The organism is Aquabacterium sp. OR-4 (genome assembly GCF_025290835.2).
Lineage (GTDB): Bacteria > Pseudomonadota > Gammaproteobacteria > Burkholderiales > Burkholderiaceae_C > Pseudaquabacterium.
In genome coordinates this window covers 384,423-406,525 of sequence record NZ_JAOCQD020000004.1, presented here as the reverse complement: position 1 = coordinate 406,525, position 22,103 = coordinate 384,423, and the positions used below count along the sequence as shown (strand labels likewise).

Here is a 22,103-nt window from a genome sequence, read left to right as displayed (position 1 = left end):
ATGCCCAGCCCCTGCCCGCCTGCGGCCCTGCGGCCCACCCCGCTGCTGATCCGGCCACTGACACGGCCACTGACACGGCCACTGACCCGGCCACTGATCCGCTCACTGAACCGGCCTCTGCCCCGGCCGCTCACCCGCCCCGTCAGCCTGCTGCTGGCCGTTGGCCTGACGGCCCTGCTGAGCGGCTGCGCCACCCGGCCCGCCACGCCGCCCGCGCCCTTTGTGCCGGCGGCGCTCACGGCCGAGACGCGCCGCCTGGCCTTTGACGACGTGGCCCGCCAGGTGTCGCGCCAGTATGTCGACCCGCAGTTCAACGGCGTGGACTGGGCCGGCCTGACCCCGCGCTGGCGCGAGCGTGTGCTCGGTGCGGCCAGCGACGAGCAGTTCTGGCACGAGCTCGACCGCATGGTCGGCGAGCTGCGCGATGCCCATTCGCGCGTGGTCTCGCCGATGGCGCTGCGCGCCACGCGCGAGCAGCGCGGCAGCCACGACCTGCGCCTGCAGCCGCACGAAGGCCGCTGGCTGCTGATGGCGGTGGCCGGCAACAGCCAGGCGGCCTTGCTGGGCCTGCGCCCGGGTGACGAGGTCACCGCGGTGGACGGCGAGCCGGTGGCCGCCTGGTGGGCCCGCCAGGCGCAGGCGGTGCGCGGCAGCTCCACCGAGCGCTCGCAGCGCGGCCTGATCAACCAGGCGCTCAATGCCGGCGAGGTGGGCAGCCGGCGGGTGCTCGACGGCCGCCATGCCGATGGCCGGCCCTTCCAGCTGACGCTGCAGCAGGACGCCCTGCAGCACCCGGGCGTGCGCGCCCACCGCCTGGCCGATGGCACGGGCTACCTGCGCTTCGTCAACTTTGCGCCGGCGCTGGCCACCGAGCTGCAGCTGGCCCAGCTGCGTCTGGCGCCCAGCGAACGCCTGGTGCTCGACCTGCGCGGCAACCCGGGCGGCGCCCTCAAGCTGGCCAACGCGCTGCTGGGCTGGTATCTGCCGCCGGGCAGCGCCGGGCGCATCGTCACCCGCGACAACCAGCGCATCACCGCGATGGCCGGCCTGATGGACGTGACGCCCGACCTCGACATCCCGCCGCAGCCGCAGCGCCTGGCGCAGCCGCTGGCGGTGCTGGTGGACGAGGCCAGCGCCAGCGGCGCCGAGCTGATGGCCGCGGTGCTGCAGCAGCGCGGCCGCGCCCGCGTGTTTGGCAGCACCAGCTGCGGCTGCCTGCTGGGCGTGCGCCAGGGCCAGGCCCTGCCCGGTGGCGGCCAGCTGGTGCTCAGCGAGGTCGACATGCTGATCGGCGGCCAGCGCCGGGTCGAGGCCGTGGGCGTGGTGCCCGACCAGACCGTGTGGCCCGACCCGGCCGCCCAGCGCAACGGCCACGACCCCGCGCTGGCGGCCGCCCGGGCCTGGCTGGCCACCCAGCCGGCCGGCCGCGCCACGGTGCTGCCGGCCCCCGCCCCGCCCTGATCCGCGCCCTTTGATCTCGCCCCTTGACCTTGCCTTGGCCCCGGCCCGACCCATGCACCCGACCCCGAGCTCGCCACCCCTGCCGCACACGGTCCAGCCGCTGGCCGAGGGCGCGGACAACCTCTGGCAGGGCCACTGGCCCGATCGCAGCATCGCGCAGGTCCGGCGGCCCGAGCTGCTGAGCTTTCGCTGCCCCGGGCCGGCGCGCGGCCAGGTGCTGGTGATGGCCGGCGGCGGCTACCTGCAGCTGGTGATCGACAAGGAAGGCCTGGAGATCGCCCACTGGCTCAACGGCCTGGGGCTCGACGCCCATGTGCTGGTGCACCGCCTGCCCGGCCAGGCAGTGGGCCCGGGCCCAGATAGCCCAAGTGGCGAGAATGGGCCGGGCGAGGTCTGGCCCTTCGACATCGCGCTGCGCGACGGGCTGGCCGCGCTGCAGCACCTGGCCCGCGTGTCGCCCGGGCTGCCGCTGCTGCACCTGGGCCTGAGCAGCGGCGGCCACCTGGCCGGCGTGCTGGCCTGCCAGCCGCACCCGGCGCCGCTGCGCCTGGCGGGCGCGGTGATCGCCTATGCGCCGATCAATGCCAACCACCGCGCCTACAAGGCCCCGGCCGGCAAGCCCGACTACCCGCCGCCCGAGAAGCAGGCCTTCTACGACGCCTGGCCCATCGGCATCCGGGCCGAGCCGCAGGGCCTGCCGCCCTGCCCGGTGTTTCTGGCCTATGCGCTGCACGATGCCGTGGTGCCGCTGGACCATGCGCTGAACCTGATCCAGGCCCTGCGGGCCGGCGGCGGCGCGGTGGATGCCCATGTCTTCGCCCAGGCGCCCCATGGCTTTGCGCTGCGCCACACGGCCGGCACGCACGACCAATGGCCGGCGTTGGCGGCGCGCTGGATGGCCTGGCAGCTGCAGGGCGCCTGAGCGGCGCACCGGCACACCGGCACACCGGCTCACCGGCGCAGGGCCGGTGGTGCCCACCGCGCTGCTGCCGCACCGGCCCGCCCGGCGCCGGCACTATCGGATTTGCTAATGCGCCGATGCAGCGATGGCGTGGTGCGCCTTGGCTGCGCCCAGGCATGGCACGCAAACCGGTGCAAACCCCTGCTTTGCCGGCCGAATGCGCGGCCGCAAGCGCTGCCGCTGCGGCCGGGGCCCGGTGCGGCAGCGGGTTAACCCCAGCCGGCACGCCGTGCCCACCCGCCCGTCCAGGCCCGGCCGCAGCGCCCGCCAGCAGGGAAACCGACCGGCAGCCCGCACCGGGCCGGCTTGGAAAATCTGCCGCTTCCCAGCAGCAGAGAAGCGCCCACCGTCCGGGCGACAGCCCATGTCCGGCATCGAGCTACACGCGGTGAGCAAGCGCTACGGCGCGCAGGTGGAGGTGATCCGCACGGTCGACCTGAGCATCGCGCCGGGCGAGTTCTGCGTCTTCGTCGGCCCCTCGGGCTGCGGCAAGAGCACGCTGCTGCGCATGATTGCGGGGCTGGAGGAGATCAGCGCCGGCGAGCTGCGCATTGGCGGCGTGCGCATGAACGAGGTGCCCTCGGCGCGCCGTGGCGTGGCCATGGTGTTTCAGAGTTATGCGCTGTTTCCGCACATGAGCGTGTACCAGAACATGGCCTTCGGCCTGCAGCTGGCGCGCGTGCCCGAGGCGCAGATCCGCCGCACCGTCACCGAGGCCGCGCGCAAGCTGCAGCTCGAGCACCTGCTGGATCGCCTGCCCAAGGCCTTGTCGGGCGGCCAGCGCCAGCGCGTGGCCATCGGCCGGGCCATCGTGCGCGAGCCGGGGGTGTTCCTGTTCGACGAGCCGCTGTCCAACCTCGACGCCGCGCTGCGCGTGCAGACGCGCTTCGAGATCGCGCGCATCCACCGCGAGTTCGGCCGCGCCAGCACGGTGTATGTCACGCACGACCAGGTCGAGGCCATGACCCTGGCCGACCGCATCCTGCTGCTCAACGCCGGCGAGGCCGTGGCGCGCGAGGGCAGCGTGGCTCAGTGCGGCACGCCGCTGGCGCTGTACCACCAGCCCTGCAACCTGTTCGTGGCCGGCTTCATCGGCTCGCCGCGCATGAACTTCCTGCCCGCCACGCTGCAGCAGGCCGAGGCCGATGGCGCCTGGGTGCAGCTGCGCCAGGGCGAGCGCGTGCGGGTGCAGGTGGATGCGCGCGCGCTGCCCGCCGGCGCACCGGTGAGCGTGGGCCTGCGGCCCGAGCATGCCGAGCTGGGCAGCGCCGGCCAGCACATCGTGCGCAGCGTGCAGTGGCAAGAGCGCCTGGGCGAGGCCACCTACCTGTACCTGGACAGCGGCCAGGCCGACAGCCCGCTGGTGGCCAAGGCCCCCGGCCAGGCCCATGCCCGCGCCGGCCAGCGCGTGGCGCTGGCGCTGCCGCCGGCGGCGCTGCACCTGTTCGGCCCCGATGGCCGCGCCCTGCCGCGCTGCGTGGCGCTGGCCGAGCTGCCGGTGCCCGAGGTGCCGGCCGTCTGACCCCGCCCCCCCACGAGAAGACACCCGACTGGAGACCGCCATGAACCCCACCCCCCTGCTGCGCCGCAGCGCCCTGGCGCTCGGCCTGGCGCTGTGCGGTGCCCTGGGCGCCACCGTCCAGGCCGGCACGCTGGTGATCAACACCGATGCGTCCGACCCCGCGCCCAAGGCCGCCTGGGAGTACCTGGCCAAGAGCTTCATGGCGGCCCATCCGGATGTGACCGTGAAGATCAACACCTTCGACCATGAAGGCTTCAAGACCTCGCTGCGCAACTTCCTCACCGCCGAGGCGCCCGACGTGGTGAGCTGGTATGCCGGCAACCGCATGGCGCCCTTCGTGCAGGCCGGCCTGTTCGAGGACGTGTCGGACCTGTGGACGCGCGACGGCCTGCACGACAAGCTGAAGTCGGCCGCGCCGTCGATGACGCTCAACGGCAAGCAGTGGGGTGTGCCCTACACCTACTACCCCTGGGGCATCTACTACCGCAAGGACCTGTTCGCCAAGCACGGCCTGGCCATGCCCAAGACCTGGAAGGAGCTGCTGGCCGTCAGCGTCAAGCTCAAGGCCGCCGGCATCACGCCGTTTGCCATCGGCACCAAGGCGCTGTGGCCCAGCGGCGGCTGGTTTGATTACCTGAACATGCGGGTCAACGGCCATGCCTTCCACATGGCGCTCACCAGCGGCCAGGTGCCCTACACCGATGCGCGCGTGGTGGCCGTGTTCGACCGCTGGGACGAGCTGGTGCGCCCGGGCTACTTTCTGGCCAACCATGCGGCCATCGACTGGCAGGACGCGATCCCGGCCTTCGTCAAGGGCGAGGCGGCGATGTACCTGATGGGCAACTTCGCGGTCGACCTGATGAAGAAGGGCGGGCTCAGCGAGGCCCAGCTGGGCTTCATGCCCTTCCCCAAGATCGCCGATCTGCCGCAGGCCGAGGACGCGCCCACCGACACCGCCCACATCCCGAGCAAGTCGCGCAACAAGGCCGATGCGCGACGCTTTCTGGCCTGGATGGCGCGTGCCGAGGTGCAGGCCCGGATGAACGAGATCCTGGGCCAGCTGCCGGTCAACCGCGAGGCCGCGCGCCCGGCCGACACCTACCTGAAGGAAGGCTTCACGCTGCTGTCCAACGCCCAGGGCCTGGGCCAGTTCTATGACCGCGACGCGCCGGCCGAGATGGCCAAGGCCGGCATGGAGGGCTTCCAGCGCTACATGGTCAAGCCCGACAGCCGCAAGGAAGTGCTCGAGCGCCTGGAGAGCGTGCGCAAGCGCGTCTACAAGTGATGCCGGCGACCGGCGCGCAGGGCCACGACGGCTGGTGGCAGCGCCACCAGCGCGCGCTGGCGCCCTGGCTGTTTCTGGCCCCGGCGGCGGCGATGTTCCTGCTGTACGTGGTGCTGCCCATCGGCCAGTCGATGCGGCTGAGCCTTTACGACTGGGACGGCCTGGGCACGCCGGTGTGGGTGGGCCTGGCCAACTATGTGGAGCTGGCCAGCGACCCCGACTTTCATGTGGCACTGAAGAACAGCCTGATCTGGCTGCTGGGCTTTTTGCTGGCGGTGCCGATGGGCCTGGGCCTGGCCCTGCTGCTGAACCAGACGGTGTTCGGCATCCGCGCGATCAAGTCGCTGTTCTTCTTTCCGTTCGTGATCTCGCAGGTGGTCATCGGCCTGGTGTTCACCTGGTTCTACAACCCGGCGCTGGGCCTGGTGGACAAGCTGTTCGGCCTGTTCGGCCAGGCCGACCTGGCGGTGCTGGCCGATGAAGACCTGGTCACCTACGCCATCGTGGCCGCCGGCCTGTACCCGCAGATCGCCTACTGCATGATCCTGTACCTCACCGGCCTCAACAGCATCCGCCCCGACCTGATCGAGGCCGCGCGGCTGGAAGGCGCCAAGGGCTGGCAGATGCTGTGGCATGTGGTGCTGCCGCAGCTGCGGCCGGCCAGCTTCATTGCGGTGGTGGTCACGGTGGTGGGCTCGCTGCGCAGCTTCGACATGGTGGCGGTGATGACCGCCGGCGGGCCCTATGGCTCGTCGCGCGTGCTGGCGTACTACATGTACGAGAAGGCGCTGTCGGAGTACGGCTACCGCATGGGCTACGGCACGGCCATCGCCACGGTGCTGTTTGCCATCATGCTGGTCTACATCCTGTTCGTGCTGTGGCGCATCTACCGCCAGGAACGTGAGCTGGGCTGATGTTCCCAACCCCGATTGAACGCGCCTCGGCGCCCACGCGCTGGCTCTACCGCGCTGCGCTGCCACTGGCCCTGCTGCTGTGGCTGCTGCCCTTGATCGCCGTGGCCCTGACCTCGGTGCGCGGCCAGGCCGACATCGCCGCCGGCAACTACTGGGGCTGGCCCACGCAGTGGCAGGCCTGGGACAACTACGCGGCGGTGTTCAGCAGCACGCCCATCCTGCGCTACATCGGCAACAGCTTTCTGGTCACGCTGCCCACGGTGCTGGGGGCGGTGGCGCTGGCCTGCCTGGCCGGCTTTGCGCTGGGGGTCTACCGCTTCAAGGCCAACCTGCTGGTGTTTTTCGTGTTCGTGGGCGGCAACTTCGTGCCCTTCCAGATCCTGATGGTGCCGGTGCGCGACCTGAGCCTGGCGCTGGGCCTGTACGACAGCCTGAGCGGGCTGATCCTGTTCCACATCGCGTTCCAGAGCGGGTTTTGCACCTTCTTTATGCGCAACTTCATCCGCGAGCTGCCGATGGAGCTGGTGGAGGCCGCGCGCATCGAGGGCGCCAGCGAGTGGCAGGTGTTCCACCGCGTGGTGCTGCCGCTGGTGCGGCCGGCGCTGGCGGCCTTGTCGGTGCTGGTGTTCACCTTCATCTGGAACGACTACTTCTGGGCCACGGTGCTGATCCAGGGCGACCATGCGATGCCGGTGACCGGCGGGCTCAAGTCGCTCAATGGCCAGTGGGTGGCGCAGTGGCACCTGGTGTCGGCCGGCGCCATCGTGGCCGCGCTGCCGCCGGTGGCCATCTTCTTCATTCTGCAAAAGCAGTTCATCGCCGGTCTGACGATGGGCGCCACCAAGGGCTGAGCATGCGCTGTGCCACACGCGTTTCCCGTGGCTGGGGCCACGTTCTGCCGCTGCTGCTGCTGGTGCTGGGCGGCGCGGGGCTGTGGCCACCGGGCGCCGTGCTGGCGGCCGAGGGGCGGGCCGACGGGCGGACCGACGGGCGGACCGAGATTAGGGCCGAGGCACCGGCTGAAGCGCAGGCCGGGGGGCGAGGGCTGGCTCCTGCCGCGGCCATCCCGGCGCGGGCCTTCATGGACACACCGCGCTACACCAGCGCCAGCCTGTCGCCCGATGGTCGGCACCTGGCGCTGACCGGCGGGCGGGGCGGCGAGCGCCAGTCGCTGTTCGTGATCGATCTGGAGGCGCCGCAACCGGTGGCGCGGCAAACCCGCGCCAGCGAGGGTGACGTGGTGCGCGTGCACTGGCTGGGCGCCGACCAGCTGTTGTTCTCGGTGGACGATCTCGAGACGCCGGTCAACCAGCGGATGTTGAGCGGCGGCGCTTTCACCGTGGGCCTGCAGGGCGGCCGGCCGCGGCGCCTGATGGACGCGCCGATGCCGCTGCTGTTTGTCGTGCCGCAGGTGGAGGCCGCGCCGGCCGACCGGCGGGTGATCGTGGCCGATGTGCAGCGGCGCAGCCAGCGCGGCTGGCTGCGCCTGCCCTACCTGCGCCCGCACTGGCTGGATCTCGATTCGCGCCTGGCCCGCCCGATGGCCTTGCCAGGCGCCCCCGATCAGGTGGTGCACTGGCTGTTCGACCCGCATGGCCAGCCGCGCCTGGCGATGACCGAAGACGACGAGGGCCTGCGCCGCCTGTTCGTGCTGCGCCCGCCGGGCACCACGTGGCAGCGCCTGACGCTGGGCGATGGCCGCGACAGCTTTCGCGCCGGCGAGCCGCTGCCCTGGCGCGCGCTGGCTGTGGACGCCCAGGGTCGCGTGCTGGCGGCCAGCTTTGTGGAGCCCGACGCGAAGCCGGCGCTGACGGGGGCGCCTTCCGGGGCCGACCTGGGCCAGGGCCGGGTGGCCTGGCTGAACCCGGCGACAGACCGGCTGGAGCAGCCGGCCCTGCTCACACTGCCGGGCTTCGAGCCGGTGGTGGGGATGGTTCACGACGGCGCCAGCGGCGCGCTGGTGGGCCTGCGTGCCGAGGCCGAACTGCCGGTGCAGCACTGGCTCGACAGCCAGCATGCCGCCGCGCAGGCGGCGGCCGACCGCCAGCTGCCCGGGCGCTTCAATGCCGTGCAGTGCGCCCGCTGCGGCACGCCGCAGGCCGTGTGGCTGGTGGATTCACGCGCCGACACCGAGCCCGGCGAGCTGTGGGTGCGCCGGGCTGCCGGTGGCGGGTGGCGCCTGGTGGCACGCCGCCTGCCGCAGATCGAGGCCGCGCGCATGGCGCCGCAGGCCTTTGAATGGCTGCGCGCCCGCGATGGCCGGCCGCTGCCGGTGTGGCTCACCCTGCCCGCCGCGGTGGAGCAGGGGCAGCCGGCACCGGCCGTGGTGCTGGTGCATGGCGGGCCCTGGGTGCGGGGCGGCTGGATGCGCTGGGACGCCCAGGCGCAGTTTCTGGCCTCGCGCGGTTATCTGGTGATCGCGCCCGACTTTCGCGGCAGCCAGGGCTATGGGCGGGCGCACTTCACGGCCGGCTTGAAACAGTGGGGCCAGGCCATGCAGGACGACCTGGCCGATGCGCTGCTGTGGGCGCGCCAGCGCGGCCTGGCCGACGAGCGGGCCTGCATCGTGGGCGCGAGTTATGGCGGTTACGCCGCGCTGATGGGGCCGGTGCGCCACCCGGGCCTGTTTCGCTGCGTGGTGGCCGGCCACGCACTGACCGATCTGGCGCTGCTGATCGAAGGCCATTGGCTGGTCACCGACGACACCTCCGAGGGCATCCGCGAACGCCTGCTGCCCCAGCGCATTGGCGACCCGGTGCGCGATGCGGCCATGCTGCGCGATCAGTCGCCGGTGCACCAGGCAGCGCGCATCGATGTGCCGGTGCTGCTGTATTCGGGCGAGGCCGATGTGCGCGTGCCCCGCGCCCACCTTGAACGCATGGTCGATGCGCTCAGCGCCGGCGGCCGCACGCCCGAGTGGCTGCGCTACCCGCACGAAGGCCATGGCCTGGCCGCACCCGACAACCGCGTGGACCTGGCCGAGCGCATGGCGGCCTTTCTGGCGCGGCACCTGGGTGGCGTGACCGCGACTGCGGCCCCGGCCGCTCCGCCGGCCGCGGCTTCGGCTTCGGCTTCGGCTTCGGCTTCGGCTTCGGCTTCGGCTTCGGCTTCGGCTTCGGCTTCGGCCCCGGCCCCGCGCTGAAGGCGGCAGCACACCGCAGCACACCGCCTCAGCGGCAGGCCTGCGGCGTGAGCTGGGCGTCCATCAGCACCCAGTCGGCCTGCAAGGCCTCGATCCGCAGCGGCGCGGCGGCGTCGGCCACGGTGATGCGGGCGCTCAGGCGGTTGGCCAAGACGCCCTGGGCCCAGGCGGCATCCTGTGCGCCGCGTGGCCAGTGCAGCGGCTGGCGCTGGCCGTCAGGCCCCAGCAGATCGGCGTGCCAGCCCTCGGCGGCCGCGGGCCGCTGGGGTGCGGCCAGGGCCGGATAGCTGGGCAGGATGCGCAGCTGCAGGCAGGCCGGGCCGGCCTCGCCGGGCGCCGTGCCACCCGGGGGCTGCGGTGGCCGCTGCAGGCGCAGCTGCGCGCCGGCCTGCAGGGCGCGCCAGGCCGGCCCGCTGCTCTGCAGGCCTTGCAGGGCCTGCCATGGGCCGCTGGCCGGCTGCGCCTGCAGCGCCACGGCGGCGGCCGCATCGGCCGCATCGGCCCGCGCCGGTGCGGCGGCGTCGGGCATGGGCGGTGCGGCGGCTTCGGCCGGCAGGTCATCCTGCGCCCGGTCCATGCGCTGCAGGGCCTGGCTGCGCCAGCCGGCGGCGGCCGCGCCCATCAGCTGCAAGGCCGGCAGCGACGGGGGCTGCAGCCGGTAGCCGGGCCACAGGTTGTCGGCCGGCTCCTCGGCCAGCATGCCGGCCCAGCGGCCGCGGTTGTAGCGGGCGGTCAGGGCCTTCAGGCGGGCGTCGGCGCGGTGCGCGCGCCAGGCCGCCCGGGTGGCGGCGGCGGGCGTGCGCTCGCGCGTGGCGGCATGGGCTTCGAGCGCCCAGGCGCGCTCGTTGGCCAGGGCCGCGGCGCGCAGGGGGTAGGCCACCAGCTGGAAGAAGCCTGGCTGCTGCGCCGCCGTCAGCTGCGCGGCCACCGCGTCCAGGCCCTGCAGCAGCGTGCGCCATTCGCCCAGGTGCCGGGCCACGCGTCCGGCCGGCCAGGCCAGGCGGCGCGGCCGCTCGCCCGGCAGATGGGCCTGCAGATGTTCGGGTCGGCGCTCGAAGTTCAGGCGGAAATAACCGTCCCACAGCGCGGCCAGTGTTGGCGCGATGGCCGGGCCGAAGCTCTGGCCGGCAAACTGCTGCAGCCAGCCGGCCTGGCCCAGGGCCTGCACCGCGTGCGGGTTCCAGGCCAGGTCGAACCAGTGGCTCAGCGAGGTCTCGGCGGGCTTGATGTCGCCGGCGTTCACCATCCACAGGCGCTGCGCGCCGGCCGCAAAGGCCCGCCCCATCTCGTGGTTGACCAGGGCCGGCGGCGTGGTCGACAGCCACAGGTAGGACAGCGGCGCGCCCAGGTAGGACAGGTGGTAGTAGATGCCGGCGCCGCCGGGCCGCGCGGCCTCGGCCGCCTGCGGCAGGCGGCGCAGGTAGCCGAAGTTGTCGTCGGGCCAGACCAGGGTCACGTCGTCGGGCAGGGCCAGGCCGGGCGGCGTGTCATAGAGCGGCAGCACCTCCTTGTAGGGCACGAAGACCTGCGGCGCCGGGCCCGCGCCCAGGTGCCCGGCAATCAGCGCGCGCTGTCCGGCGATCACCTCGCGCAGCAGCGCCTGCTGGGCGGCCAGGCCGCTGGCCCCCTGCAGGGCCGAATCGTGGATGCCGCGCATGCCCAGGGTCAGCAGGGTCTCGAGCGGCGGCGTGCCGTCACCCGGCTGCGCCAGGGCCTGCACCTGGCGCAGCCGCTCGGCCCAGTAGGCGCGCACCTGGGCGCCGTGGCTGGCGTGGTTGTACTGCTCGGCGGGGGCCTGCCACTCGCTGACGTTGTTGCGCAGCAGCGGCTCGGCATGCGAGCTGCCGATCACGATGCCGTGGCGGCGCGCCATCTCGGCATTGCCGGCTTGCGCGAAGAACGCGCCCGAGACCGCATGCATGGCCGGCCACAGCGTGTTGGCGCGCAGCCGCAGCATCAGGCGGAACACCTGCTGGTAGGTGCGCGGGCCCATGCCGCGGCCGCCCGGCGCCTCGGGCTCGAAGTGGTGCGCCGACCAGGGCTGCAGGCCCCAGTCCTCGTCATTGATGAACAGGCCGCGCCAGCGAACGGCCGGCCCTTCGGTGTGTGCCGCCGCCAGGGCCAGGTGCAGCGGGCCGTGCCGCCAGGGCGCCACGTCGGCCCACCAGTGCCAGGGCGAGATGCCGAGCGCGCGGCTCAGGGTGTAGGCGCCATAGGCAGTGCCGCGGCGGTCGGCCCCGACGATCACCAGCGCGGCCGGTACGCCCGGCGCCGGCGTGCGCACCAGAGCCAGCGTGAAACACTCCCAGCAGTCGCGCAGCGCTGCGGCATCGAGCCGGCCGGCGGCGACCAGGGCGTCGATGCCGGCATGGCGGCCCAGCGTGCCCAGCCAGATCTGCAGCCCGCCGCCGCCGCGGCCTGGCGCTGTCCAGCGCCGGCTGCTGGCGCGCTGGCCCAGGCGCCGCAGGTCAGCGGCCAGATCGTCGGCGGCCAGGGTTTCGAGCGCATCGGCGCGGTCGTCGCGGCGCACGCTGGCGCCCTGCAGCGCCACGCTGCCGGGCTGCGGGCGGTGGCCGATCCACAGCCCGGCGGGCAGACCGGCCGTCGCCGGTGTGTCTGCCGCGGTGGCGGGCAGGCTGATGGAAGCGGTGGTGGCCCCCAGCCCCGTGCACCACGCAACGCCCAGGCCGGCCAGGGCGTGCCCCCAGGCCCTGGCCAGGCGGCGGGCCGGGCGCCGCATCAGCGCCGCGCGCCGAAGGCCGCGCGCAGATCGGGCGGCGGGGCGTCGCGGTTGACCTGCAGCCAGCCGTCGGCGCCCAGGCTCAGCTCGGCCACCTGCAGCACGCTGCGCTGGTGGTAACGGTCGTCGGACGCGGCCTCGGGCTCGCCGCCCTGGTGCACGAAATACACCAGATAGGCGCGGCCATCGACCACCTGCACATCGGGGTGCTGGCCCTTGGCGCGGTCGCTGGCGTGGCGGCCGGGTTCGGCCAGCAGGCGGGTGGGCTGCTCCTGCCAGTGGGCGGCATCGTCCGAGCGCAGCACCATCAGGCCGCGCCACAGGTCGGCCACCAGCCACCAGCGGCCCTGGAAGCGGAACACCTTGGGCCCTTCGCTGGCCACCGTGGTGACCGGGCCGCGCAGCGTCCAGTGCCGCAGGTTGGCGCTGTCGGCGGCGAACAGGCGGCTGCCCTGGGCCTCGTCCTTGAACCACAGGCGAAAGCGGCCGTCGTCCAGGCGCACCACGGCAGCGTCGATCACCCGGCTCGAGCCCAGATCGAGCCGGTCGGCGCAGTGCCAGCGGCGCAGGTCGGTGCTGGTGAGGTGCTGGATGTGGCGCTCGCCGGTCCAGCGCGCATGGATGCCCGGCACCACGGTGAGCCACAGGTGGTAGGTGCCCTCGTGCACCAGCAGTTCGGGCGCCCAGTGGGTGCTGGCCTCGGGGGCGCCGCCGGTGCACTCGGGCGGGAAGCGGGCCTCGCCCAGCGGCTGCCAGTGGTTGCCGTCGTCGCTGCTGGCGATGCCGATGCGCGTGCCGTGCACCCAGCGCACGTCCTTGGGGTCGTCGAGCCGCAGCGTGGCGCGGCGTGCGGTGTAGAACATCTCCCAGCGGCCGCGGCCGGCGTTGAACACCAGCGCGGCGTCGGCCGCGCCGTCCCACACCGGGTCGCGGAACAGCGGGCGGGGCGCCGGCTCGACCTTGGACGGGTGCCGCGGGTGGACGATGGCCTGAGGCCCGCCGGGAATGGCCTCAGGGTGAGCGGTTGGGTGGGCGTTTGGGTGAGCGTTTGCGTGGGCGGCCGCAGGCGCAGCGCGTTGCGCCGCCGGCGGCTGGGCCAGGCTGCTGCAGCCGCCCAGGCCGAACACTGCCATGCCGAGCAGGCCCACGGCCAGCACGGCCAGCAGGCCGTCGAGCCACAAGGCGTGGCCTTGGGCGGCGTGCGGGCGGTGGCTCACCGGGAGGCTGGGGTGGGTGCCGCCGGGGCCGCGGTGGGCACACGGGCCGCGGCGTCGAGCGCGGCCGACGGATCGGCGGCGGCCTGCCAGGCCTCGGGCACCTGGATCACCACGATGTTCATCGCGCGGCCGTTTTCCGACAGCATGGCGCTCTGGATCTGGATGCGCCGGCCGTCGGCGCTGAAGCTGGGATGGGGATGGTCGCGCGCGGTGTCCTTGTGGCCGGCCGACAGCAGGCGCATGCGGCCGCTGCGGCGGTCGATCAGGTAGAGGTTGCGCGCAAAGTCGTCGCCCACGGCCCAGCGGCCATCGGCCGAGCCGTGCACATGCCACAGGCCGCTGCCGACGGGTGTTTGCGCCTCGATGCGCATCTCGCGGGTGCGCAGGTTCACGATGGCCAGTCCGGTGGGCTTCTCGCGTGTGCCGCTGGGGCCCCACGAGGCCTCCTGCCCCGGCGCCACACCGCTGGTGGCGGCGCCTTCAAAGTACGAGCCGGTGGGCCCGCTGGCGCCGCTGCCGGGCACCGGGCGGTGGCCCATCAGCGCCAGCGCCACCTCGTCGCGGCCGATGATGGCCTCGTGCGTGGCCCATTCGTGCGCCGACTCGGGGTACAGCGGGCGCAGGCCGCTGCCGTCGCCGCGCACGGTCCAGGTGCGCTGCGGGCTCTTGCCGCCGGTCTCCCAGCTGAACACCAGCTCGCCCGCCACCCAGGGGTTGGCCTGGATGTGGCCGATCTGGAAGCCCACCGTGACCACCGGCTGGATCTCGCCGGTGTGGCGGTTCACGCGGGCAATGCCGGTGGGCCCGGCGCCCATGTGGCGCGGGCCGAAGTGCGGCTCCACCTTCAGGCCCGCAGGCATGCGGCGCGCCGCACCCGCCGGGCCGACGCGAAAGTAGAACCACTGGCCGTCGGCATCGAGCGCGTTGTCGCCCACCGGCGCCCAGTCGGCCGGGATGGTGGCCAGCACGCGCTGGTAGGCGCTCTTGGCATGGGCCTGCAGGCGGCCGGCGCGGCTGTCGGCCAGCAGGCGGTCGAGATCCACCTCCACGGCCTGCAGCTGGCGCGCGGCGCGTCGGCGGGCGGGCGGGGGGCGGGGTGCCGGTGGGTGTGGTGATGGCGGTTGTGGTGGCGGTTGTGGTGGCGGTTGTGGCGGTTGTGGCGGTTGCGGTGGCGGCGGTTGCGGTGGCGGCGGCTGGGGGGCTGGCCGGCACCTCGCGCAGAAACACCAGGCGGTTGGCGCGGGTGTCGAGGTTGAGCATGCCGGCAAAGCCGCCCTCGGTGACCTGCACCATCTCGCCGCTGGCCTCGTGCACGGCCACCGCCTCGGTGACGCCGGGCACGGCGCCGCGGTCGCTGCGGAACACCAGCCACTGGCCATCGGCCGTCCATTGCGGGTGGGTCTGGTAGATCTTGCTGTCGCCGCGCGCTGCGGTGGTCAGAAACACCAGCGGCACGCCGGTGACCGGGTCGGGCACGACGCGGCGCTCGGAGGCAAAGCGCTGGCCGATCTGCGCCGCGGCGGGGCCGGCGATCAGCGTGGTGCCGAGCAGGGCGGCCAGCCCGGCGGGCCGCAGCCAGGCGCGCGGGCTGCGCAAGAAGGGGCAGGCAGTCGGGGCGTGGCGGCTGGGCAAGGCGGGCTCGTTGTGGGTGTGGGGCGTCACAGGGGATTCAAGGCGGCTGCAAGGCCGGCCAGGAGAAAGCGGCGCGACTCTAGCCACGGCCTGTCGGCGCGTGAACAGGGTGTCGCCCGAAGACGCCCGCATCGCTCATGAACTTGATCGATTGGCGCCCGCCACCGGGTGGCGCTGTCCACAGGCCTTAGCCTTGCGGCCCAGCCCTGCTGACTGCGCCGTGCGGCGCGAGCCCACGATGACCCGATCGCGTCTGCCCCTGCCCCTGCCCCTGCGTCTGCGTCTGCAGTTGCCGATGCGCCTGGATCTGCACCCTGCCCTGCCCGCTGTCGGCAGCTCGGGCGGTCACTCCAGCGACCACTCCAGCGGCCGTTCTGGCGAAGGCTTCGGCAAAGGTCTAGGCCAGGCTTCGGGCGATGGATCTGGCGCTGCTTCCGACCACCGTTGCGGCCCGCCGGCCGGGCCGGGGTTCGGGCCGGGGGCGGACTCGCCGGCCAGCGGCAGCCAGCCCGGCGCCGCGGCCTCGCCGGCGCGGCGGCGCTGGGTGGGCGCACTGGCCGGCATGGGCGGCGCCGGCCTGCTGGGGCCCTGGCTGACCGCCTGCAGCAGTGCCCCCACCGTGGCCGGTGCGCCCGCTGCGCCGGCGGTGCCGGTCGCTGCGGCGGTGCCGCCGGTGGCGGTCAACACCGATCCGCGCACGCCGCCGCTGCAACTGCCCGAGCCGGCCGATGCCCGCCTGCCCTCGGTGCTGTTGATCGGCGACAGCACGGTGCGCAACGGCCGCGACGACGGCCAGGGCCTGGGCCCGGCCGGCCAGTGGGGCTGGGGCCATGTGCTGGCCCGCTACCTCGACCCGGCGCGCGTGAACCTGGTCAACCGCGCCATCGGCGGCCTGAGCAGCCGCACCTACCGCAGTGGCGGGCACTGGGCGCGCACGCAGGCGTTCGTCAAGCGCGGCGATCTGGTGCTGATCCAGTTCGGCCACAACGACAGCAGCCCGGTCAACGACGACCAGCGTGCGCGCGGCACGCTGCGCGGCACCGGCGACGAACAGCAGGCCATCACCAACCGCCTGACCGGCCAGCCCGAGACGGTGTTGACCTACGGCGCCTACCTGCGGGCCTACCTTGCCGAGATTCGCGCACTGGGCGCCACACCGGTGCTGTGCACGCCGGTGCCGCGCCAGCGCCGCGATGAGCAGGGCCGCACGCTGCGGGGCATCGGCAGTTACGCCAGCTGGGCGGCCGAGGTGGCACGCGAGCAGCGTGTGGCGCTGATCGATCTGGATGCCGAGGTGGCAGCGCGTTACGACGCGCTGGGCCCGGCGGTGGTGGCGCAGCTGTTTCCGCGCAGCACGCCCGAAGAACGCGTGCACACCAACTGGGCCGGTGCGGCCTTGAACGCCCAGGTGGTGCACGCGGCGCTGCGCGCGCAGGGCCTGCTGCCGGCCGAGGCGCTGCTGGCACCGCCGGTGGCCGCGTTGGCCGTGTTGGGCGCCGGGGCCACCGGGGCAGCGTCGGCACCGGTGGCGGGCGCGCTGCCGGCCGTGGCCGGCGCTGCCAGCCCGGCACGGCCGCCGGTGCTGGAGGCCCGTCTGCCCACGCTGTTTCTGGTGGGCGATTCGACCGTGCGCAGCGCCGGGCAGAACGGCCAGTGGGGCTGGGGCGAACGCCTGGCGCCGTGGCTGGACGGCCAGCGCCTGCAACTGGCCAATCACGCGATGGGCGGGCGCAGCACGCGCACCTTTTTGCGCGAAGGGCGCTGGCAGGCGGTGCGTGCGCAGTGCCAGCCCGGTGATGTGGTGCTGATCCAGTTTGGCCACAACGATGGTGGCCGCGTGGGCGATGCCGCGGCCAAGCAGCGCGGGGTGCTGCCCGGCACCGGCCCCGAGACCACCGAGGAGACCCTGCCCGACGGCAGCCGCGAGACGGTGCGCAGCTTCGGCGCCTACCTGACGCGTTATGTGCGCGAGGCCCTCGACGCCGGTGCCGTGCCGGTGCTGCTGTCGCCGGTGCCGCACAAGGACCGCTGGCTGCAGGGGCGCGACTTTGAGCAGTTTGCCGACTGGGGCCGCAGCGTGGCCATGCGCGAGGGCGCGCTGTTCATCGACCTGACGATGATCGTCACCGAGGCCTACCGTGGCCTGGGCGAAGCCGGCGTGGCGACCCTGTTTGCCGATGCCCGCACCCACACCAACGACGCCGGCGCGCGCCTGAACGCGGCCTGCGTGGCGCGCGGCCTGCGCCAGCTGCCGCAGGCGCTGCTGCTGCCGATGCTGCGCAACGAGCCCCTGCCCGAGGCCGGTGGCTGAGCGGGTGTTGCCGACATGAGAGGCTGAGCCTGTCGACCTACCCGGCCGGGTAGGTCATGGCGCCAGGTGGCGGGCTATGCTGCGCGGGCCCTGTTGTCCAAGCTGCGCCGATGAGCCTTCACCCTGCCCGCGTGACCCTGCGCCAGCTGTGCCACCTGGGCCTGCCGGCGCCGGTGCTGCTGCCCTCGCTGCTGCCGGTGCTGCGCGAGCTGGTGCCGGCCAGCCATGCCGGTTTCTTTTTCTGCGACGAGCGCGGCGGCATCACCAACCTCTATGCCGAGCGCATGCTGGGGCCCAATGCAATGGCCGGTTTTCATGACCGGCACACCAACCAGCAGTTTCGCCAGCAGTACCTCGAACGCGTGGCGGCCAGGCAGCCCACCAGCCGGCGCTCGGTCAGCGAGGCCGAACTCAGCGGAACCTATGGCCGCGAGGTGCTCGGCCCGCTGGGCATCGCGCACCTGCTGTACGCCATCGTGCGCCACCAGGGGCAGGTGCTGGGCCAGCTCAGTCTGTACCGCGGGCCGCAGTCGCCGGCGTTTTCGGCCGACGACGAGCAGGCGCTGGCCAGCGTGCTGCACTACCTGGGTCAGGGCCTGGCGGTGCCGTCGCCGGCCCTGCCACGCGACCCGCAGGACCAGGCCATCGAGCAGGCGCTGGCGCTGCTGGATGCGCAGGGTGGCGAGCTGTGGGCCGACGAGAACTGGTCGCGGCTGATCCGCCTGGCGCATGGCAACGCGATTGCGCCGGCCTCGGCACTGGCCGAGCGCGAGACCCTGCCGGGTTTTGTGGCCGCCGTGATGCACACCGTGCTGAGCGCACCGCAGGCGGTGCACCAGGTGGTCACCAGCTGGGGCCGCTTCGAGTTTCGGCGCCATGCCATGCGCAGTGCCAGCGGTGACCAGGCCACGGCGCTGCTGCTGTCGCGCCTGGCCGCCGAGCCGTTGCGCCTGGCGCAGGGTGCGGCGGCGCTGGGCTTGTCGCCGCAACAGCGCGAGGTGGCGGTGCTGATCGCCCGTGGCCACAGCAATGCCGAGATCGCGTCGCAGCTGGCGGTGAGCACCAACACGGCGGCCTACCACGTGAAGCAGGTGTTCGCCCGCCTGGGCGTGCACGAGCGCAGCGCCATCGCGCGCGTGCTGGGCGAGGCCAGCGGTGGGCGCAGCGATGCGTGAGCGTGCCCCCTAGAACGGCGTGCTCGGCGGCGTACGACCCCACTTTGTCAGGTAGGCCGGCGCAGGGGCCTGAGCGCACAAGATCCTGCACCGGGTGATCGTGTGGCGGCCCCTTCCGGCCGCCGATCAGCCCTTGGGGAGAGCAGCTTGTTCAATCATGCGGACATCTTGGAAGCGCCCTGCCGGGTCGCGCCGGCCCCGGCCCCGGCCCCGGCCCCGGCCCTGGTTTTGGAGCCGGCGCTGTGCGCGCCGCTGCGCCCGGTGGCGCTGCCGCGTGGCGCTGAGGGCGTGACACCGCTGCTGCGGCAGGTGCTGGACGCCGTGGGTTTCGGCCTGGTGCTGGTGGACGCGCAAGGTCATGTGCTGCATGCCAACGCCACGGCTGTGCAGCAGTGCCGGCACGGTGCGCCGCTGGTCTTGCCGGCCAGCGGCCAGCCGCGCGACAGCGTGGCCGCCGCACTGCCGGCCGAGGACGCAGCGCGGCTGCATGCCGCGATCCGCTCGGCCATGCGCGGCCTGTGGGCCATGGTGGCGCTGAACCGTGGTGGCGAGGCCGTGCTGGCGGTGGGCGTGGCGCCGATCCAGGTCGACGCCGGCGACAGCGCGGCGCCACCACCGGTGGCCTTGCTGATGCTGGGCGCCGAGGTGCACGACCGGTGCCTGGCGCGCCAGTTTTTCGACACCGAACACCATCTGACCCACCATGAAGGCAAGGTACTGGACGCGCTGTGCGACGGCCTGACACCGCAGCAGATTGCCGGCGAACACAGGGTCAAGATCTCGACGGTGCGCACACAGATTGCTGCCGTGCGCGAAAAGGTCGGGGTGGACAGCATCCGGCGGCTGATCCACCGGGTGGCGTCGCTGCCGCCGATGGCGGGCCTGGGCCGCAGGCTGGCCGGTTGAAGGGCGGTTGAAGGGCGCTTGAAGGCCCATGAAGGGGTGCGGCGGCGGGGTGACTCGGCCGCAGATGTAGTCCGTTCGGACTGCCGCGCTCAAGGGGTTGACGAGCGCTCAGAGGAATCTTCTTCGGACTGCCTTGCAATGAGGCAAAGTCCTTGACAGCGAGTGCTGGCGCGGCTTCCAGCGGGGGTGTGCCGGCTTTTCCACAGGCTTGTCCACTGCGGGTGGGGATATCGGCGGTTGTCAGGTATCCAGCTTGTGTGACTTGCCTCGGTGTTGCGCATCGGTGTGGTGTGTTGTGGCGCGGGTAGTTCTAAGAGGTGTGCCGGAAAGGGTTGTGGAGGCGGCGGGTTGGTTAGTGCAAACGGGCGTCGTCCGCGCATTAAATGAACTAACGGCAGTCTGTGTTTTCGACTGCGCCCAACACCGCTACCGCGCACCATCAGCAAAGACCACACAAAGCCGTTAGTTCGTTTGTTGAGGGAGTGGATCCGCCCGCCCGGCTGCACCCGCCCCAGCGGCCCCGCCAGGTCAGCCCGCCGACAAGCCGGCAGACTCTGCGGTATCACCCAGTTGCGCCGCCACATCCAGCAGCTGCTGGGCGCTGGGCTGGTCCCACTGCTCGCCGATGCTGGCGTTGGCATAAAAGCGCAGCATCTCGTGCAGCACCATGGCGTGCTGCCAGCCGCTGGTCTGCAGCCGCTTGCGGATCGACGGGTGGACATTGCGCGCCGCCATGTCAGCCAGCAGGCTGTCGCACAGCGCTTGCTGCGCCTCCTCGCCCATCGCGGCAATCTCGTCGGCCAGGCCGTCGCGGCGGCGGCGCAGCCACTCTTCGGTCCACTTCACGCGGCGCTTGGCCTCCACCTCGCGCAGGGCCAGATCGGCACGGCCCGCCGCGTCGGCGTCATGGCCGGGGCCGTGCGCGGCCGGCGTCTCGTCTGGCCCGCCGCGGGCGCCCTCGAGCACGGCGCGCAGGTAACGCTGCGGGTCGCGCAGCGGTTGCGGAAAGGCGCTGGCCACGCGCCGCTCCAGCACATCGAGCGCGGCCTTCAGCGGCGCCTCGCCAAACTCGTGCAGGCATTGCTCGGCGCGCTCCTCGTCCACGCCCAGCGCCGTGGCGCGCACCACCTGGGTCAGGTCGAGCGGCTGCGGCGCGCTGCCCGGCGGCACCAGTGGCAAGGGCACCTGCTGCTTGCGCCGCACGCTGAACTGCAGATCGGCAATGAAGCGGCCGGCCTTGTACTCCAGCAGTTCCACCTCGATGTCGGTGATGGCGTTGACCTCGTCGATCGCCCGCTTGATCACGTCACGCTTGAAGAAGCGGTACTCGAGCTGCTTTTGCTTGTCGGTCTCGGGCTTGCCCGACAACACCGGCCGCCACCACGACCAGGCCTGGCGCGAGGTGCGGCCCACGTCGCGGTAGCGGCTGCAGATCTCGTACAGCGCGATGGCGCCGTGCGAGCGCAGCTGCGCGATCATCTCGAGCGACAGACGCGCAAACACGCTGGGCTCAAGCAGTTCCTGCTTCAGCCGCACCGAGTACGACCATTCAAGCCAGTTCTGCCCGCCCTCGCGCTTGATCTCGGCATGGCCGATCAGGCCGCTGATGGCCCAGCTGGCGCCTTCGCCGGTGGTGGGCGACTGCCACTCCACCGCTGTGGTGGCCATGGCGCGCAGGTGGCGCTTGACCAGGCCGGTGTCGTTGGAATCGAAATCCAGCCCGGCCAGCACGGCCGAGATCGGTGCGCGAAAGATGTCGCGCTCCATGCCCTGCTCCTGCGCCAGGTGCAGCATCACGTTGTAGCTCTTGCGAAACAGCGGCGTGATCTTCTTGGACTGCGGCACGATGGCCAGCGCATTGACCGGTTTGCGCAGCAGCTCCTGGCCCGCGTCGGCGCGTGCCGGCAAGCCGGCAGCCGCGCTGCGTCGCGCCGGTGCCCTGCGCGTGCCGCCCGGCATGGCCGGCGCAAGCAGCGCTGATGGCGCCTCCGCCTCGGCCGGCGTCTGGGCGCCGGCAGGCAGGAGTGACACGGGCGGGGCCTCATCTGGCACGTTCATGCGGAGATGGTATCCGACACGTGAGGTGGCGAACTCGCCTTCATCACGTGCAAGACGTGATGCACGATCCGCCGGCGGCGACCGCGAGTCAGCGCTGTCGGCGCCGGCCTGCTCGGACACGCCCCCGTCAACCTTCACCTCAAGCCGGGCCGCAGGTGGCGTGGCGCGCGCTCATCCGGGCGTCTTGCGCTCCCGAAAACACGCACCTGAACAGCCGCGCGCGCTGTGACCCCTGGGGCCGGGCCCGCCGCCGCCGCCACCGCCACCGCCACCGCGCCAAAACGCCTGCGTCGCAGCGACGCCATGGCAGCGCCTGGCGGGCGCCACCCAGGGTGGCCAGATCGCCGCGGTGCGGCGCGGCGGCTGGAACCGGCCCGAATGCCGCGCATCCCGGCATATCCCGGCATATCCCGGCACATATCGACGCAGACCAGCCCACCTCTCGGCCCACATTCCGCCCCTCCCGCCCGTTCCGGGCCTCCTGCGCAGAGGCGCCCTGCCCTGTGGGTGCCTTTGCACCGTGGCCAGGCAGTGTGTGAGCGCTTGCCTGGCGCGCCCTGGGTGATCAGGGCCCTGGATCGGGCGGCCGTGCCGTCAGAGGCCCCCGCAAACCATCACGTCAGCGCTGCCGGCATGGTGGTGCGGCGGCCGGCACAGCGGGCCCCGTGTCCACTCACGCAATGTCCCGTTGCGCCGCACGCAAGTTCCCGTAGCCCGGCACGCAGGCTCCCGACAACTCTCCGCGGGCTCCCGTATCCCCTCACGTGGATTGACACAAG

The 22,103-nt window shown here is 72.9% G+C and carries 14 protein-coding genes; 10 read left to right on the top strand and 4 right to left on the bottom strand.

Annotated features, from left to right (window positions below):
- From N4G63_RS27155 to N4G63_RS27125, 7 genes are all read left to right on the top strand, one after another.
- Complete coding sequence (locus tag N4G63_RS27155; RefSeq protein ID WP_314600804.1) at positions 1-1,461, top strand: S41 family peptidase; 1,461 nt, start codon at positions 1-3, stop codon at positions 1,459-1,461.
- Between the two features lie 52 nt (positions 1,462-1,513).
- Positions 1,514-2,383, top strand: coding sequence for an alpha/beta hydrolase (locus N4G63_RS27150; protein WP_314600443.1), 870 nt, complete (start codon positions 1,514-1,516; stop codon positions 2,381-2,383).
- 403 nt (positions 2,384-2,786) lie between these two features.
- The gene (locus N4G63_RS27145; RefSeq protein ID WP_314600442.1) at positions 2,787-3,944 is read left to right on the top strand and encodes an ABC transporter ATP-binding protein; all 1,158 of its coding nucleotides are present in this window, start codon (positions 2,787-2,789) and stop codon (positions 3,942-3,944) included.
- A 40-nt stretch (positions 3,945-3,984) separates the two neighbouring features.
- Positions 3,985-5,229, top strand: a complete 1,245-nt coding sequence (locus N4G63_RS27140; RefSeq protein ID WP_314600441.1) for an ABC transporter substrate-binding protein — start codon at positions 3,985-3,987, stop codon at positions 5,227-5,229.
- Positions 5,229-6,143, top strand: a complete 915-nt coding sequence (locus N4G63_RS27135) for a carbohydrate ABC transporter permease (RefSeq protein WP_314600440.1) — start codon at positions 5,229-5,231, stop codon at positions 6,141-6,143. Before N4G63_RS27140 ends, N4G63_RS27135 begins: the two co-directional genes overlap by 1 nt.
- Positions 6,143-6,994, top strand: coding sequence for a carbohydrate ABC transporter permease (locus tag N4G63_RS27130; RefSeq protein WP_314600439.1), 852 nt, complete (start codon positions 6,143-6,145; stop codon positions 6,992-6,994). The genes N4G63_RS27135 and N4G63_RS27130 overlap by 1 nt, the downstream gene beginning before the upstream one ends.
- A 230-nt stretch (positions 6,995-7,224) precedes the next feature.
- Positions 7,225-9,285 (top strand): alpha/beta hydrolase family protein, encoded by a 2,061-nt coding sequence (locus N4G63_RS27125; protein WP_314600438.1) that lies wholly within the window; start codon positions 7,225-7,227, stop codon positions 9,283-9,285.
- A gap of 28 nt (positions 9,286-9,313) precedes the next feature.
- Here the strand turns inward: N4G63_RS27125 and N4G63_RS27120 are convergent, their stop codons facing one another.
- Genes N4G63_RS27120 through N4G63_RS27110 form a run of 3 tightly spaced genes read right to left on the bottom strand, consistent with a single transcriptional unit; the run spans position 9,314 to position 14,285 of the window.
- Positions 9,314-12,025 (bottom strand): glycosyl hydrolase 115 family protein, encoded by a 2,712-nt coding sequence (locus tag N4G63_RS27120; RefSeq protein ID WP_314600437.1) that lies wholly within the window; start codon positions 12,023-12,025, stop codon positions 9,314-9,316.
- Positions 12,025-13,242, bottom strand: coding sequence for a family 43 glycosylhydrolase (locus N4G63_RS27115; protein ID WP_314600436.1), 1,218 nt, complete (start codon positions 13,240-13,242; stop codon positions 12,025-12,027). The genes N4G63_RS27120 and N4G63_RS27115 overlap by 1 nt, the downstream gene beginning before the upstream one ends.
- Positions 13,239-14,285 carry a TolB-like translocation protein gene (locus N4G63_RS27110; RefSeq protein WP_314600435.1) on the bottom strand — a complete coding sequence of 349 codons (1,047 nt, stop codon included), beginning with the start codon at positions 14,283-14,285 and terminating at the stop codon, positions 13,239-13,241. Before N4G63_RS27110 ends, N4G63_RS27115 begins: the two co-directional genes overlap by 4 nt.
- An 827-nt stretch (positions 14,286-15,112) precedes the next feature.
- On the opposite strand from N4G63_RS27110, the gene N4G63_RS27105 reads away from it, so the two are divergent.
- The 3 genes from N4G63_RS27105 to N4G63_RS27095 all read left to right on the top strand — a co-directional run bounded on the left by N4G63_RS27105 (position 15,113) and on the right by N4G63_RS27095 (position 19,266).
- On the top strand, positions 15,113-17,185 hold the full coding sequence (locus N4G63_RS27105) for a rhamnogalacturonan acetylesterase (protein ID WP_314600434.1): 2,073 nt from the start codon (positions 15,113-15,115) through the stop codon (positions 17,183-17,185).
- A gap of 110 nt (positions 17,186-17,295) precedes the next feature.
- Complete coding sequence (locus N4G63_RS27100; protein WP_314600433.1) at positions 17,296-18,360, top strand: helix-turn-helix transcriptional regulator; 1,065 nt, start codon at positions 17,296-17,298, stop codon at positions 18,358-18,360.
- Between the two features lie 288 nt (positions 18,361-18,648).
- Complete coding sequence (locus N4G63_RS27095) at positions 18,649-19,266, top strand: helix-turn-helix transcriptional regulator (protein WP_314600432.1); 618 nt, start codon at positions 18,649-18,651, stop codon at positions 19,264-19,266.
- 528 nt (positions 19,267-19,794) lie between these two features.
- Here N4G63_RS27095 and N4G63_RS27090 read toward each other — a convergent pair.
- Complete coding sequence (locus N4G63_RS27090; protein ID WP_314600431.1) at positions 19,795-21,297, bottom strand: replication initiation protein; 1,503 nt, start codon at positions 21,295-21,297, stop codon at positions 19,795-19,797.
- Positions 21,298-22,103 lie beyond the last annotated feature (806 nt).

Excerpts from the sequence above, each read along its gene's own strand:
- N4G63_RS27125 (WP_314600438.1), top strand. The coding sequence starts at position 7,225 with ATGGACACACCGCGCTACACCAGCGCCAGCCTGTCGCCCGATGGTCGG.
- N4G63_RS27140 (WP_314600441.1), top strand. The coding sequence starts at position 3,985 with ATGAACCCCACCCCCCTGCTGCGCCGCAGCGCCCTGGCGCTCGGCCTG.
- N4G63_RS27145 (WP_314600442.1), top strand. The coding sequence starts at position 2,787 with ATGTCCGGCATCGAGCTACACGCGGTGAGCAAGCGCTACGGCGCGCAG.
- N4G63_RS27120 (WP_314600437.1), bottom strand. The coding sequence starts at position 12,025 with ATGCGGCGCCCGGCCCGCCGCCTGGCCAGGGCCTGGGGGCACGCCCTG.
- N4G63_RS27135 (WP_314600440.1), top strand. The coding sequence starts at position 5,229 with ATGCCGGCGACCGGCGCGCAGGGCCACGACGGCTGGTGGCAGCGCCAC.
- N4G63_RS27100 (WP_314600433.1), top strand. The coding sequence starts at position 17,296 with ATGAGCCTTCACCCTGCCCGCGTGACCCTGCGCCAGCTGTGCCACCTG.
- N4G63_RS27105 (WP_314600434.1), top strand. The coding sequence starts at position 15,113 with ATGACCCGATCGCGTCTGCCCCTGCCCCTGCCCCTGCGTCTGCGTCTG.
- N4G63_RS27130 (WP_314600439.1), top strand. The coding sequence starts at position 6,143 with ATGTTCCCAACCCCGATTGAACGCGCCTCGGCGCCCACGCGCTGGCTC.
- N4G63_RS27150 (WP_314600443.1), top strand. The coding sequence starts at position 1,514 with ATGCACCCGACCCCGAGCTCGCCACCCCTGCCGCACACGGTCCAGCCG.
- N4G63_RS27155 (WP_314600804.1), top strand. The coding sequence starts at position 1 with ATGCCCAGCCCCTGCCCGCCTGCGGCCCTGCGGCCCACCCCGCTGCTG.